Source organism: Paenarthrobacter sp. CCNWLY172, assembly GCF_037402035.1.
In the GTDB taxonomy this organism is placed as follows: domain Bacteria; phylum Actinomycetota; class Actinomycetes; order Actinomycetales; family Micrococcaceae; genus Arthrobacter.
In genome coordinates, this window is the sequence record NZ_JBBEGB010000002.1 from 36,438 (window position 1) to 50,202 (window position 13,765).

13 protein-coding genes and 1 riboswitch are annotated in these 13,765 nt (G+C 64.0%); of the genes, 5 read left to right on the forward strand and 8 right to left on the reverse strand.

The features are described 5' to 3' along the window. Nucleotides 1-40 precede the first annotated feature (40 nt). The 5 genes from dusB to WBN73_RS03110 form a co-directional block, all read right to left on the reverse strand. A complete protein-coding gene (gene dusB, locus WBN73_RS03090; protein ID WP_014921229.1) occupies nucleotides 41-1,222 on the reverse strand; it encodes a tRNA dihydrouridine synthase DusB in 1,182 nt (393 codons plus the stop codon). Between the two features lie 122 nt (nucleotides 1,223-1,344). Beyond that, entirely contained in the window at nucleotides 1,345-2,862 is a 1,518-nt protein-coding gene (locus WBN73_RS03095) for a YibE/F family protein (protein ID WP_337339624.1), read from the reverse strand. Nucleotides 2,863-2,990: 128 nt separating this feature from the next. Next, complete coding sequence (locus WBN73_RS03100) at nucleotides 2,991-3,953, reverse strand: GNAT family N-acetyltransferase (RefSeq protein ID WP_337339623.1); 963 nt, start codon at nucleotides 3,951-3,953, stop codon at nucleotides 2,991-2,993. Between the two features lie 2 nt (nucleotides 3,954-3,955). Beyond that, entirely contained in the window at nucleotides 3,956-5,341 is a 1,386-nt protein-coding gene (locus WBN73_RS03105; RefSeq protein ID WP_207596944.1) for a glycine--tRNA ligase, read from the reverse strand. 140 nt (nucleotides 5,342-5,481) lie between these two features. After that, nucleotides 5,482-6,486, reverse strand: a complete 1,005-nt coding sequence (locus tag WBN73_RS03110) for a DMT family transporter (protein WP_207596943.1) — start codon at nucleotides 6,484-6,486, stop codon at nucleotides 5,482-5,484. A gap of 23 nt (nucleotides 6,487-6,509) precedes the next feature. Between WBN73_RS03110 and WBN73_RS03115 the strand changes: the two genes are divergently transcribed. Continuing rightward, complete coding sequence (locus WBN73_RS03115; protein WP_207596942.1) at nucleotides 6,510-6,737, forward strand: RNA-binding S4 domain-containing protein; 228 nt, start codon at nucleotides 6,510-6,512, stop codon at nucleotides 6,735-6,737. Nucleotides 6,738-6,748: 11 nt separating this feature from the next. Here the strand turns inward: WBN73_RS03115 and WBN73_RS03120 are convergent, their stop codons facing one another. Then, complete coding sequence (locus WBN73_RS03120; protein ID WP_207596941.1) at nucleotides 6,749-7,399, reverse strand: alpha/beta hydrolase; 651 nt, start codon at nucleotides 7,397-7,399, stop codon at nucleotides 6,749-6,751. A gap of 70 nt (nucleotides 7,400-7,469) precedes the next feature. Between WBN73_RS03120 and WBN73_RS03125 the strand changes: the two genes are divergently transcribed. The 3 genes from WBN73_RS03125 to WBN73_RS03135 all read left to right on the forward strand — a co-directional run bounded on the left by WBN73_RS03125 (nucleotide 7,470) and on the right by WBN73_RS03135 (nucleotide 10,017). Continuing rightward, complete coding sequence (locus tag WBN73_RS03125) at nucleotides 7,470-8,312, forward strand: SGNH/GDSL hydrolase family protein (RefSeq protein WP_207596940.1); 843 nt, start codon at nucleotides 7,470-7,472, stop codon at nucleotides 8,310-8,312. A gap of 34 nt (nucleotides 8,313-8,346) precedes the next feature. Next, nucleotides 8,347-9,534 (forward strand): winged helix DNA-binding domain-containing protein, encoded by a 1,188-nt coding sequence (locus WBN73_RS03130; protein ID WP_337339622.1) that lies wholly within the window; start codon nucleotides 8,347-8,349, stop codon nucleotides 9,532-9,534. A 75-nt stretch (nucleotides 9,535-9,609) separates the two neighbouring features. Then, entirely contained in the window at nucleotides 9,610-10,017 is a 408-nt protein-coding gene (locus WBN73_RS03135; protein WP_337339621.1) for a hypothetical protein, read from the forward strand. 61 nt (nucleotides 10,018-10,078) lie between these two features. Here the strand turns inward: WBN73_RS03135 and metX are convergent, their stop codons facing one another. Together metX and WBN73_RS03145 are read right to left on the reverse strand one after the other, a co-directional pair. After that, a complete protein-coding gene (gene metX / locus WBN73_RS03140; protein WP_337339620.1) occupies nucleotides 10,079-11,200 on the reverse strand; it encodes a homoserine O-acetyltransferase MetX in 1,122 nt (373 codons plus the stop codon). A 15-nt stretch (nucleotides 11,201-11,215) separates the two neighbouring features. Next, nucleotides 11,216-11,332, reverse strand: a riboswitch (SAM riboswitch). A gap of 183 nt (nucleotides 11,333-11,515) precedes the next feature. Then, nucleotides 11,516-12,856 carry a bifunctional o-acetylhomoserine/o-acetylserine sulfhydrylase gene (locus tag WBN73_RS03145; protein ID WP_337339619.1) on the reverse strand — a complete coding sequence of 447 codons (1,341 nt, stop codon included), beginning with the start codon at nucleotides 12,854-12,856 and terminating at the stop codon, nucleotides 11,516-11,518. Nucleotides 12,857-13,057: 201 nt separating this feature from the next. Here WBN73_RS03145 and WBN73_RS03150 point away from each other — a divergent pair, with 201 nt between their 5' ends. Then, nucleotides 13,058-13,696 (forward strand): VOC family protein, encoded by a 639-nt coding sequence (locus WBN73_RS03150; RefSeq protein WP_089594306.1) that lies wholly within the window; start codon nucleotides 13,058-13,060, stop codon nucleotides 13,694-13,696. Nucleotides 13,697-13,765 lie beyond the last annotated feature (69 nt).

The following is a 13,765-nucleotide window of genomic DNA, read 5'->3' on the forward strand; positions in this document are numbered from 1 at the left end:
GGGGTGTGGAGCTTCTTGAGTCAGTCTTACACGTGTGAGGCTAGCCGCCCGAAACGTCCAGCTCCGCAGCCGAGATATCCGCGCTCTGTTCAGCGTTCAGCTGACGGCTCACCAGCCAGTCTTTCGGCAAGGCCGGCTTCTTGGGCGAGCCGGCGCGGCCCCGGGGACCTTCTGAATCGACACCCGGGTAGGGCGAGTCCATGTCCAGTTCATCGAGGTATTCGCGCAGCACCTCGAGGGTGGGGACCGTAGCCAGTTTGGCGCGGAGCTCGCCGCCCACCACGTAGCCCTTGAAGTACCAGGCCATGTGCTTGCGGATTTCGCGAAGCGCCTTGTATTCGTCGTTGCCGAAGGTCTCCACCATGAGCTCGGCGTGCCGGTAAACCCCCTCAGCCACTTCCCGGAGTCCGGGGCGGTGCCGCTGGTCACTGCCTTCGAAAGCTGCCTGCAGGTCCCCGAACAACCACGGACGGCCCTGGCAACCGCGGCCAACCACGACGCCGTCCACACCCGTTTCCCGCACCATGCGGACCGCATCCTCAGCGGACCAGATGTCGCCGTTGCCCAGCACGGGGATATCCGGAAGCGCTTCGCGAAGACGTGCGATGGCGGACCAGTCGGCCTGCCCGGAGTAGAACTGGGCGGCCGTGCGTCCATGAAGGGCGACGGCGGCCACGCCTGCGTCGCGGGCGATGCGGCCCGCGTCGAGGTACGTCAGGTGGTCTTCGTCGATACCCTTGCGCATCTTGATGGTCAGCGGGATTCCGCCCTTGGACGCTTCCTTGACCGCCGTCTGCACGATGGATGTGAAGAGATCGATCTTCCACGGGAGCGCCGAGCCGCCACCGCGCCGGGTGACTTTGGGTACGGGGCAGCCGAAGTTCAGGTCGATGTGATCCGCACGGTCTTCTTCCACGAGCATTCGAACCGCGGCACCCACCGTCACCGGATCCACACCGTAGAGCTGCACGGAACGGACTTTCTCGTCCTCATCGTGGGAGATGATGCGCAACGATTCCGGCGTCCGTTCCACCAGGGCACGGGAAGTGACCATCTCGGCCACGTACATGCCGCCGCCGTATTCACGGCAGAGCCTGCGGAAGGCCGAGTTGGTGATGCCCGCCATGGGGGCAAGGATCACCGGGGTGTCCACGGTGATCCCGCCGAGCTTCAAGGGCGGGAGCTCGAGCTTTGGTGCGGGGGGCGTTGCTACTACAGTCACCTATCCATTGTTGCAAAGCGAGGCAAATCGGCCGGAATCCCGCCACATAGTTGGGCAATACACCGTGTTGGCCAGTCTCCGCGCAGTCCAGCGGGCGGAGCAAAGACCGGCACGATCACGCGCTACTTTGTTTCGTCCCTGCCATGCCGCTCCGCTTCCCGCTGGGCGCGGCGGCTCCCTGGACGCGCCGGACGGCCGGAAGCGCCTTGGCCCGTACCGGCGTCGTGCGTTTCCTGCGTCTTTTGCTTGTCGTGGGGGGCCGAACCCACGACGGCGGCGGCTGCTGCCAGCGCACCGGTATCGTTCAGCTCGTCGGCAGTCACTGACGGCCCACCAGCGGCGGCGAGGCGCTTCATACCGGTGGCCTTGACCACCAGGACAGCGATCAGTGTGGTGACGGGGATCGCGAGGACCAGGCCGATGGATCCCACCAGGGTCCGGATGACTTCCTCGGACAGCTCGGCGCTGGTCAGGGCTTCGGCCAGCGGGCGGTCGTACAGCATCACGATGATGAGGATCGGCAGGGCGGCGCCCGCATAGGCAAAAGCGATGGTGTACACCGTGGAGGCGATATGGTCCCGACCGATCCTCATGGCCGAGGTGAACAGTTTCCGGGCCGTGGTGTTGGGCGCCAGTTCATACAATTCCCACACGGCAGATGACTGGGTGATGGTGACGTCGTTGAGCACGCCAAGGCCGGAAATGATGAGGCCGCAGAGGATGATCCCGGAGATGGAGATCTGGGGTGACATGTTCACCAAGGTGGAGGCATCGTGGTTTCCCACACCCGCCAGGTTGGCGGCGTCCGTAGCCCAGGCCGCCAACAGCGCGGTAATGCTGAGCCCAAAAATGGTGCCCAGCAATGCCGTGGATGTTCGCGCCGAGAATCCGTGCGCGAAGTACAGGACCCCGATCATGATCACCGTGGACCCCACCAACGCCAAAAGCAGCGGTGGCTTGCCTTCCACCAAACCCGGCAGGATGAAGCTCACCAGGACGAAATAGGCGCCCACCAAGCCAAGCAGCGCCCGGAAACCACGCCAGCGTGCCACAGCTATGACCACCGCTGCGTACAAGACGGCCAGGAGGGCGATGGGAATGCTGCGGACGAAGTCGACGAAGACGAAGGCCGGAGCGCCGCTGCCCGCGTTGGCGCCTTGGACTGCTGAAAGGTTCAGGTACCTGATGGAATCCCCCACGTCCACACCGTGGGACATTGCCACATCAGGGTTGATGACCACCTTGACCACGTCCCCGCCCTTGTCCGGCTCCGTGAAGGCGAAGGTGCACTGGGAACCGCCGGCCTGCCCACCCTGGTTGGAGTCGGGTTGGGCAGTGCTGGGCTGTCCGGTGTTGGGCTGTCCCGTGTCAGTTTGGCCGGTTTGCGTGCAGCTTTCCACCACGACGCTCTGGATCCGCCCGGTATCGAAGGTAACACCCGGGGCAGCCTGGTAGGGGCTCGAGAATGTGATTCCCTCCCGGCTTCCGGAAGGCCACATGACCATCATGGCCACGAGCGTCAGGACGCCCAGCGGAACCAGTATGGCCGCCAGAATCCAGTTGGCCCTCTTTCGCGAGGCAAGGGCCTGCGGTGTTGGCTCGGAACTTTCAGAATGTCCGTGGGAGTGACCGTGGCCCATCAGCAGCAAAACCTCATGCCCTTAACCCTACGCGGGACCAGGCCCACTGCAGAGTTCAGCCATAAAGCACAAGATCCCGTGCCGCCCGCAGAATGCAGGCAGCACGGGATCCAGTCGATCAACACTGGTCAGTCGCTGACGATCAACGTATCCGCGCCGCGCACATGGGCCTTGCCCGATCCCAGCAGTGGCTCCAGAACCGTCCGAAGGGCCGTCATGGATTCGTCCACTTCCAGCAGTACCGGGTGCTGGTAAGCGATGAGCGCCAAGAGATCACGTACCGCCGCGGCTGCGTCGTCGGCTGACAGCTGGGGGTCATGCCCCAGGAAGACATCCGACGGTTCGTCCGGGTTGCCCTGGGCGTAGCTGATGGCGAAGGCCTGGATTTTGCCCTTGCGGGTTGCTGGAACGCCTTGGCCAAAAGCACTGGCTTTGGGCGCGCGCAGCACGATCGCGCCATGGGCTCCGGTCAGGTCATGCAGGAACAACCGCTGCACTGTGGCGATGCTGAGCTCCCCGGGGCTGTCCCATTGGTGGACGTGCGAGTAGTACTTGCCCACAACGTCACTCAACTCAACCGAACCCGTCGCCAGGTCCTCCACTCGCTCGGACGCGGCTTCCTCGGAACCGTCACCGAACCGCGGCAAGGACAGGGGCTCCGGCTCCACCACCACCAGTTGCGACCGTTGGATGGGCGCAAGTCCCGCTGCCGCGGCGAACGCCGCACCGGCTGTGTCCGGCTCCACCTTGCTGCGCAGCTTGGAAACGCCCGACGGCGAGTTCCCGGCTTCGCGGCGAAGCATGGTCAGCAGGGTGGCGCCCACGCCTTCACGCCTGTGGTCCCTGGCAACCTCGATATACGCCCAGAGTCGTTCGGGGTGCAGGGATGCCTCGTGAACCACGCCGGCGGCCAGAGGGATCCGTACCCCGTCCACCACGTCTTCGGCCACGATGCAGCGGCGCCAAGGGTGGTTGCTGGACGGCGCCAGGGCCGCACGGAACTGCTCAGCGGGAAGGGTCTCCGGGCCGCCCCAGATTTCCAGGAGGGCGAGGTCGTCGCCCTCCTTCCATTCGCGATACTCCAGAGCCATGGCTAGGCGCCGATCAGGCGTGCTGCAAGGTAGCCCTCAACCTTGTCCAGGGACACACGTTCCTGGCTCATGGTGTCGCGTTCACGGATGGTGACGGCCTGGTCTTCCAGGGTGTCGAAGTCCACGGTGATGCAGAACGGCGTACCGATTTCATCCTGGCGACGGTAGCGGCGGCCGATCGCACCGGCGTCGTCGAAGTCGATGTTCCAGTTCTTGCGCAGCTGGGCACCCAGCGCCTTGGCCTTCGGGGACAGGTCCTCGTTGCGGCTCAACGGCAGCACGGCAGCCTTGACCGGCGCAAGGCGCGGATCCAGCTTCAGGACGGTACGGACGTCGACGCCGCCCTTGGCATTGGGTGCCTCGTCCTCGGTGTAGGCATCGATCAGGAAGGCCATGAAGGAGCGGGTCAGGCCTGCCGCGGGCTCGATCACGTACGGGGTGTAGCGCTCGTTGGTGGCCTGGTTGAAGTAGCTCAGGTCCGTGCCGGATGCCTTGGCGTGCGTTGACAGGTCAAAATCGGTGCGGTTGGCGATGCCTTCGAGCTCGCCCCACTCGGAGCCCTGGAAACCGAAGCGGTATTCGATGTCCGTGGTGCCCTTGGAGTAGTGGCTGAGCTTCTCCAGCGGGTGTTCGAAGAAGCGGAGGTTGTCCTCGCGGATGCCAAGGTCCGTGTACCAGGACATGCGTTCCTTCATCCAGTACTGGTGCCACTCAACATCGGTGCCGGGCTCGACGAAGAATTCCATCTCCATCTGTTCGAATTCGCGCGTACGGAAAATGAAGTTGCCCGGCGTGATTTCGTTGCGGAAGGACTTGCCGATCTGGCCAATGCCGAACGGCGGTTTCTTCCGGGACGTGGTGAGCACGTTGTTGAAGTTCACGAAGATGCCCTGGGCGGTTTCCGGACGCAGGTAGTGCATGCCTTCCTCGCTGGCCACCGGGCCGAGGAAGGTCTTCAGGAGGCCGGAGAATTCCTGGGGTTCAGTCCATTGGCCGCGGGTACCGCAGTTGGCGCAGACGATGTCCGCCAGGCCGTTTTCTGCCGGACGGCCCTTCTTTTCCTCGTACTCTTCTTCGAGGTGGTCTGCGCGGTAGCGCTTATGGCAGGAAAGGCACTCCACCAGGGGGTCGGAGAAGACCTCCACGTGGCCGGATGCTTCCCATACCTGGCGGGGAAGGATGACGGATGAATCCAGGCCGACAACGTCCTCGCGGCCGCGGACCATGCTCTGCCACCACTGGCGCTTGATGTTTTCCTTCAGTTCAGCACCGAGGGGACCGTAATCCCAGGCGGAACGCGAGCCACCATAGATTTCACCGGCCTGGAAGACAAAGCCCCTCCGCTTGGAGAGGGAAATGACCTGGTCAAGGACGGATTTTGCTGCCATGGGTAACTCCATTTGTTCTACAGGGCCGCTGGGTGCGGTCCGCGGTGGTGGCCCCGGATCCCGGACGAGGTTGTCCGGCGGGGTGCTGGGGAAGGTATGGGCAAGTACTCAAAGATACTTGAATCTACCTGCCTTCTACCCTACCGGCCTTTGGCAGGGCCCCTCCGTGCAAAGGAGCCTTTGGGCCACGGCAGCGTGGCCACGATGATCGCGGCCAACGTGAGAATCGTGCCCAGCACCGTGGGCAAGGCGACTACCGCACCGGGACTGGGGATCACGACGTCGAGCACCAACGACCCCACCAACTGGCCGGCGATCATGCCCAAGCCCGTGATCAGCACGCCCAGGCTGCGGACCAAGAGCGCTGCCAAACCGATGAACAGGCAGCCCATGGGACCGCCGAGGTAGTACCACCACTCGGAGGGAAGCGGATTGCCGGGTCCGGCAACGGCCAGCTTGATAAGCCAGGCGATCCAGAGAATGGCCGACCCCGCAATGAAGTTGACCAAGGTGGCTGCGATGGGTGTTCCGTAGTGGACGGTGGCCGTTCCGTTCATGGCCTGCTGGAAGCTCATGAAGAATCCGGCCGCCAGCGGCAGGAGGACCGGCAGCACCAGCGAGGCAATGTCGGCGTCGCCGCCGAAGCGGGGTGAAACCGCCCAGGCGACGGCGGCTACGGTCAGGACACTGCCGATGACGCGGACGCCTGTGATGGAGCGTTTACCGCCCGGGCCAATGCCCATGCGGTCCACGAGCAGACCGCTGAGGGTCTGTCCCGTCACGGCGGCGACGGTAAACAGCGCTACACCCAACAGCGCGACCGTGAACGACTGGGCAAAAACGAACAGCGCACCGATGGCCCCGGCCATGACGTAGAAGCGCGGAAAACTTCGGTTCCGGACTGCAGGGATGATGCGTTGGAGGCCTGCCCTGCCCTTGGGCGTCGCCAGTGAAATGGCCGTTATCAGCAGAAGGCCAGTGGTGAAGCTCACCACAGCTGCGGCGATGCCGTCGTCGAGTGTGGCGCCGAGGGCCCCGTTGATCCTTCCCTGGAGCGGGATGACCAGCCCTGTTGCTACTGCGACAGGGAGGCCAACGGCGAGCGGAAGGACGGGACGGGGAGAAGGCTGCGGCACCGTCACCACACTACTTCAGGCATCATTGCTGTATGAGCACTCCGGAAATCGAAGACATCACCATCCGCGACGACATGATCCGCCTGGGCCAGCTGCTGAAGCTTGCCAACCTTGTGGAGGACGGAGTTGAGGCCGCTGAGCTCATCAAGAACGGCTTGGTTAAGGTCAACGGCGAGATCGACGACCGCCGCGGCCGCCAACTCCACGTGGGGGACACTGTGACGGTCAACGGCCAGACCGTGCGGATCGCTGCCGCCTGAAACAACGCCCCTTAGGGGGCGAGGACCTTGTGGGTAAGGAACTCCCCTACGTGCCCGATTTCCTGCTGGTTGATGCCGTGCCACATGCCCGTGTACAGGACCTTGGTCAGGTCCACGTGCTTGCGGACCCAGCCCATGGTGTAGTCGATCTTGTCCGGCGTAATGACAGGATCCTGCTGGTCCCGGCCCCAGAACATCGGCATCGATCCGTCCAGCTCGTCGTCCTTGAACGCGGCGTCGCCATCGGCGTCGATCACAAAGCCTGAAAGCCCGACGACGGCGGCAAAGTCCGCGGGACGGTAGCGGACCATGGTGGTCGCCATGGCCATACCCATGGAGAAGCCGAGCAGGGTGACCGAAGAGTGATTGGCCTTGACCGTGTCCAGCCACTCAAGGGCGTACTCGGCCGCCAGTTTCACGGCATCCAAGGAGTAGTCGATGGAGGCCGTGAGCGGGAACCACGTGAAGCCAGGTCCCATGGGCATCGGCGCCCGGAGGGCCGCCACCACAAATCCGTCAGGGAGCAGTCCGGCCAGGCTGAAGAGATCGTCCTCGTTGGAGCCGTAGCCATGCAGCAGGACCAGGAGGGGTTTGCCGGCACGCTCAGCTTCTTCGTGGGACCACAGGACAACGGGCGCGGGGAAGGCGGGGGCTTCAGTCATGGATCCATTCTTGCAGTTACCCGCCAGTAACAACCTACGGTGGCGTAGGTTTGCCGTCAGGGGGCAGGATATGAACGTGAGTGAGAACAACCATTTGTTGAAACCCGACGATCCTGTTCAGAGACACCCGTGGAGCCGTTACGTGGCACTGGGTGACTCGTTCACCGAAGGGATCGGCGATCCCGAGCCGATGAACCCCGGCGGCCACCGCGGCTGGGCGGACCGGGTTGCCGAGGAACTGGGCCGTGGCCAGGACGACTTCGCCTACGCCAACCTCGCCATCCGGGGCCGGCTGCTCCAGCAGATCATCGATGAACAAGTGGGGCCCTGCCTCGAACTGCAGCCTGACCTCGTGTCCATTTCAGCCGGCGGCAACGACCTCATCCGGCCCGGCGGCGACCCCGACCTGCTGGCCGAAAAACTCGATGCCGCGGTTGGCGAGCTGGGTTCCGGCGGCGCCACCGTGGTGCTCTTTAACGGCCCGGACACCGCCGCATCGGTGCTGGGGCGCATCCGTGGAAAAGTGGCCATCTACAACGAGAACCTCAGGACAGTGGCTGCACGCCACGACGCCGTGATAGCGGACATGTGGTCTTTGCGGCAGCTGGCAGATCACCAAATGTGGGATGCGGACCGCCTGCACTTCTCGCCCCTGGGACACCACACCATCGCCATGATGGTCCTGGACTCCCTCAACGTCCAGCACACCCTTGAACCACTGATGCCCAAGCCGCTGCCTCCGCGGACCTGGCGTGAGGCCCGCTCCTCGGATCTCGTCTGGGCGCGCGAGTACTTTGTCCCGTGGGTTATCCGAAGGCTCCGGCATCAGTCCTCCGGTGACGGCATCACGCCAAAGCGTCCGACGCCGGGTCCTGTCTTCGGCCCCAGCGGCACCTTGCTGCCGCGGAGCTAGGGCGACGTTCAGGTGATGGTGCCAGCAGGGTTTCATGGGGCCGGACTTTCGGGTGGCCACAGTGGCGGATAAGGCGGACCTCTTCGCGGAGAGGGTCCGGCGCCTGCGACTGCGACGGCAGCAACTGCGGCCTCCTTTGTCCGGGACCGCCGGAGACGTGGTCCGCAACCTGTTGGCAGTCCAGTCCCAGGAATTTCCGTATGCGCGGTGGACCCTTGCACAAAGGACATCCGCTTCCACATCCTCCGATGTGGAACAAGCCGTTGCCGATGGAACCATCCTGCGGACGCACATCCTGCGGCCCACGTGGCATTTTGTGCACCGGGACGACCTCGGCTGGCTGATGGGACTCTCCGCGGACCGGCTGCATCAGGGAAACAAAGGCATGTACCGCCAAACAGGGGTGGACGAAAAAACGTCCGCACTCAGTGGCCGGATCCTGGCCTCAGCAGTCGCCAACGGCGCCCACAAGACGCGCGAAGAGCTGGCCGAAGTCCTGGGACAGGCCGGCTTACCCAGCAAGGGCCTGGGGTTTATCTACCACCTCATGCACGCCGAGGTCAGTCGCATCCTCGTGAGCGGTTCCCCCGTGCGCTCGTCCGGGGGCGCCCTGAAACAGACGTATGCCCTCTTCGAGGAGCGTGTGCCGGGTTTCGTCCGTAAGCCGTTGACCGGGGAGGACCGTGAAAAGGCCCTGGGCACGCTGGTTCTCCGATACTTCGGCAGCCGCGGACCCGCCACCATCAAGGACTGCGCCGCGTGGTCCGGGCTGACCATGAAGGACGTAAAGCTGGGCATCCAGGTGGCCGGCAAGCTATCGCCGGGCGCTCTGGCATCACTCGCCATGGACGGCCTGGAGTTTTACCTGGCCCCGGAAGACGCCGTCGAGCTCACCAACTCCGGGGGCCCTTCGCGTCTGCCTGGCGCAGGACTCCCCCGCATCGACCTCATCCAGTGCTACGACGAATACGTCATGGGCTATTCGCAGTCCCGGCACTATCTGGGTGGGACAGCACCGTACTTCCCCGAAGACAACGGGCCCATGCACGTGGTCCTGATGGATGGCAGGTTGGCCGGATGGTGGCGCCATGGATTCTCCGGCGGAGCCTGCCACCTGGATGTCCGCATGAACCGGCCCACAAGCCCTCCCGAACAGATGGCCCTCGACGCCGAAGTGGAACGCTATGGGCAGTTCCTGGGCATGGAGGCCCGCCTCCTCTGAAGCCCTCATTGCAGGCGCCGGAGTTCACGCCGTACGACCGGGCTAAGCTGGGATACGACCTAGGAGGCCTGCACTGTGAACAATCTGATCTTCTGGATCATCGTCTGCTCGTGGCTGATTCCGCTCGGGATCCGCATGTACAACCGATCCCGCGCGCGCCGGATCCAGAACGGAACCTTCCGCAGCCCCGGTTATCCCCCGCAGCAGAACCTGCCCGGCCCCGGTTACCCGGCACAGAATTACCCGCCGCAGAACTACCCCGGCTATCCGTCTGAACCGACCGTCATCCGCCCTGTGGATGACGCGCCGCAGCCCGGGCCGCCGTCGAACACTTTCTCCCCCACGCCTTTCCCGGCCACCAACGGATCGGAGCCGCAAGGCTACCGTGCCCGCAAGCTGGCAGAGCTGGACGCAAAGTTCAGCAACGGGGAGATCGCCATGGAGGACTACATGAAGCAGCGCGGCGACATCATGAACGGCTAGCCTGGCGGCCAACCCGGCGTCCTGCAGCCGCTACTCAACTGTCCGGCAACGGCCACTCAACTTAGGCGAAGAAGGCTCCGCGGAGCTGTGCTGAGAGCTGGCCGATTTCCGTCAGGAACCCGTCGTGGCCGATCGGCGCCTCAATGATATGAACCGGAACATCACCCGGCAAGGCTGCCGCCAATTCCCGGGATTGCGCCGGGAAATACAACCTGTCGCTGTCCACCGCCGCAACGAAGAACTCCGCAGTGGTACGCGACAAGGCTGCCTCCAGAGATCCACGGCCGCGTGCGACGTCGTGGGACATCAGGGCTTCAGTGAGGGCGATGTAGCTGTTGGCGTCAAATCGTCGGACGAGCTTTGTTCCCTGGTGGTCCAGGTAGCTCTCCACCTGATAGCGGCCACGCTCCCCCAGGACCGCAGCGGCAAGAGGTGTCTCCAGGTGCTGGGCTTCACGGCCAAAGCGGAAGTCCAACTCCAGTGCGGAGCGGTAGGTGATGTGGGCGATGCGCCGGGCCAAGGCGAGCCCGTGTTCAGGGGCAGTGCCACCGTAGTAGTCGCCGTTGTTGAAATTCGGGTCCTGACGGATGGCCAGGGTTTGGGCCTGCGCAAAGGCGATCTGCTCGGCCGTGCTGTAGGCACCTACGGATATCACGGCACAGCGTTTCACCCGCTCTGGGAAGGTCACTGCCCACTCCAACGCACGGGCGCCACCCATGGAACCGCCCAGCACGGCATGCCAGGCCTCGATTCCCAGGGCTTCGGCCAGGCGCGCCTCCGCCTCGGTGCTGTCGCGCAGGGTGACCAAGGGGAACCGGGAGCCCCAAGGACGGCCGTCCGGCGCCTCCGAGGACGGTCCAGTGCTGCCGTAGCAGCCACCCACGATGTTGATGGAGATGACAAAGAACCTGGTGGTGTCGATGGTGGCACCGGGGCCTACCAACTGCTCCCACCATCCTTCTTCGTCCGTAGCTCCCCGGGCTACGTGTGTGCTGCCCGTGAGGGCATGCTGGATGAGCACGGCATTGGAGGCATCGGCGTTCAGCTGCCCCCAGGTCTCATAAGCGAGGACGACGTCGGGAAGGAATCCACCGGCTTCAAGGTCCAGCGGCCCAATGGCGGCGTACTTGACGGTTCCGTCTTCTTCTCCGGATTTTGGAAGGGCTGCAGCAGTGATGGTCATTCCTTTGACACCTTAAACTCGCGCTTGCCCGTCGCCTTGGGTGCGAACAGGCCAGGTCTTCACCCGGGGCACCCCACCGCGGAGGAGGGTTGCCGGCCAGCAAGCCGGGGCTATGCGCTGGCACTCATGACCTATACGAAGAGTCTAGGAAATACAGGGCGGGTATGGCGAAGAATGTGACATCAGTGTGACGCTTTAGGGCGTTTTCGTTCACGAAGCAGCACTCCGGAATGCCGCCCGGCGAATAATCGTCGGTCCGGGCGGCCTCCCAGGAAGGTGGCGGGCGTGGTCGCGCCGTATTGTTCAGGTCCGGATTCAGGCTCCCTTGGCGGCCCGGAATCCGGCTTCGAGGTCGGCGATGATGTCATCCACGTGCTCAATTCCCACGGACAAGCGAACCAGGCCGGGGTTAACACCGGCCGCCAGCTGCTGTTCAATTGTCAGCTGGCTGTGCGTAGTGGACGCCGGGTGAATGACCAGCGAGCGGACATCGCCGATGTTGGCCACATGCGAGTGCAGTTCCAGTCCGTCCACGAAGCGCTTGCCCGCTTCAACGCCACCTTTGATGTTGAACGCAACAATGGCGCCGGTGCCTTGCGGACCATACTTCCGGCCACGGTCGTACCACGGACTGGACGGCAGACCCGCGTAGGCAACCGATTCGACGTCGTCGTGGGCTTCCAGCCACTGGGCCACTTTGGTGGCGTTGGCTACGTGACGCTCGACGCGCAGGCTCAGCGTCTCCAGTCCCTGGGCAATCAGGAAGGCGTTGAACGGGGACACAGCGGAACCGAGGTCGCGAAGAAGCTGGACGCGTGCCTTCAGGACGTAGGAGAGGTTGGCGCCGAGCGCCCCATCCTTGCCAAGATCCCGGGCGTAGACCAAACCGTTGTAGCTGGGGTCCGGGGTGTTGAAACCCGGGAAGCGCTCCGGGTCCTTGCCGAAGTCGAAGTTGCCTGAGTCCACGATCACGCCGGCGATCGCGGAACCGTGGCCACCGAGGTACTTGGTGGCGGAGTGGACCACGATATCGGCGCCCCACTCGATGGGACGGATGAGGTAGGGAGTGGACAGTGTGTTGTCGACGATGAGTGGCACGCCGGCCTCGTGGGCGGTGCGGGCGACGCCCTCGATGTCCAGTACGTCCTGGCGCGGGTTGGAAACAACCTCGCCGAAGAACAGTTTGGTGTTCGGCTGGACGGCATCACGCCACTGCTCCAGGTTGTCCGGGTCCTCCACGAAGGTTACCGAGATGCCGAACTTCTTCAGGGTGTGCGCCAGCAGGTTGTACGTACCGCCATACAGGCTGGGGCTGGCCACGATGTGGTCGCCGGCCTCCGCGATGTTGAGGATGGCGAAGGTCTCCGCAGCCTGGCCGGAGCTCAGCAGGAGGGCGCCCAAGCCGCCTTCGAGGCTCGCGATCCGCTGCTCCACGGCATCCTGCGTCGGGTTGCCGATCCGCGTGTAGATGGGCGCGAGCTCGGCCAGGGCAAACCGGTTGGCTGCGCTCTCGGCGCTGGGGAACACAAAGGACGTGGTCTGGTAGATCGGCAGTGCCCGTGCTCCCGTGGCCGAGTCAGGCTCCTGGCCTGCGTGGATCTGGCGGGTTTCGAAAGACCATCCTTGGGACATGGAGTTCTCCTGTTCGTGGCGCATGGGTTCTGTGGAAACGTGCTGCGTGTGAGCTGGGGCCAGTCTAGGAAGTGTCCGGAGCCTTGGACAGCTTTGTGACGCCGGTGGAATCTTTCGGTCTTTCAGCGTCGCCGCATGACGCGGCACGGCACCGGTTATGCACATCCCACCTTAGTTAGGCTTGACTTAGCTGAGACCCCGATCACAAAGTGCCAAGATGAAGCCATGCGCATGGATCACGTCTCTTACGCCTGTGAACGAGATGGCCTTCTGGCCACTACCGAACGAATTTCCGCGGCACTGGGAGTGGACGCTGTCCGGGGCGGAGTGCACCCGCGCTTCGGTACCCGGAACATGATCATTCCCCTTGCGGATAACAAGTACTTGGAAGTGGTGGAGGTCCTGGACCACCCCGCTTCCGACAAAGCACCCTTTGGCCAGGCAGTTCGTGCCCGCTCGGCCGCCGGTGGTGGCTGGATGGGCTGGTGCGTCGCTGTTGACGACCTGGCACCGTTTGAGGACCGCCTTGGCCGCTCAGCTGTTCCGGGCAACCGCAAGTTCCCCGACGGCCGCGAACTGGTTTGGCAACAGATCGGCATCCTGGGCTTGATCGCAGATCCCCAGGTGCCGTACCTGCTCAAGTGGGAGGGCGACCCCTCACTGCACCCGTCCAGGATCTACGAAAGCGACGTCAAGATGTCCAGCCTCACCATTGCGGGCTCGGCGGAACGCGTCACCGAATGGCTCGGAGAACCGGTGGAAAAGCCGCTTGAGGACGTCGCTGTCCAGTGGATGGCACCGCACGGCACTCCGGGAATCATGTCAGTAACTTTCGAAACCGCCTCAGGAGCAGTCACCATCTGACCGCCCCGTCCATCCGGGGTCGTCCCGGCACCGGTCATCCCTGTCCGGTAAGAACTTCGGCCGCCATCA

Excerpts from the sequence above, each read along its gene's own strand:
- WBN73_RS03095 (WP_337339624.1), bottom strand. The coding sequence starts at position 2,862 with ATGGGCCACGGTCACTCCCACGGACATTCTGAAAGTTCCGAGCCAACA.
- WBN73_RS03100 (WP_337339623.1), bottom strand. The coding sequence starts at position 3,953 with ATGGCTCTGGAGTATCGCGAATGGAAGGAGGGCGACGACCTCGCCCTC.
- WBN73_RS03105 (WP_207596944.1), bottom strand. The coding sequence starts at position 5,341 with ATGGCAGCAAAATCCGTCCTTGACCAGGTCATTTCCCTCTCCAAGCGG.
- WBN73_RS03115 (WP_207596942.1), top strand. The coding sequence starts at position 6,510 with ATGAGCACTCCGGAAATCGAAGACATCACCATCCGCGACGACATGATC.
- WBN73_RS03120 (WP_207596941.1), bottom strand. The coding sequence starts at position 7,399 with ATGACTGAAGCCCCCGCCTTCCCCGCGCCCGTTGTCCTGTGGTCCCAC.
- WBN73_RS03125 (WP_207596940.1), top strand. The coding sequence starts at position 7,470 with ATGAACGTGAGTGAGAACAACCATTTGTTGAAACCCGACGATCCTGTT.
- WBN73_RS03130 (WP_337339622.1), top strand. The coding sequence starts at position 8,347 with ATGGGGCCGGACTTTCGGGTGGCCACAGTGGCGGATAAGGCGGACCTC.
- metX (WP_337339620.1), bottom strand. The coding sequence starts at position 11,200 with ATGACCATCACTGCTGCAGCCCTTCCAAAATCCGGAGAAGAAGACGGA.
- WBN73_RS03145 (WP_337339619.1), bottom strand. The coding sequence starts at position 12,856 with ATGCGCCACGAACAGGAGAACTCCATGTCCCAAGGATGGTCTTTCGAA.
- WBN73_RS03150 (WP_089594306.1), top strand. The coding sequence starts at position 13,058 with ATGCGCATGGATCACGTCTCTTACGCCTGTGAACGAGATGGCCTTCTG.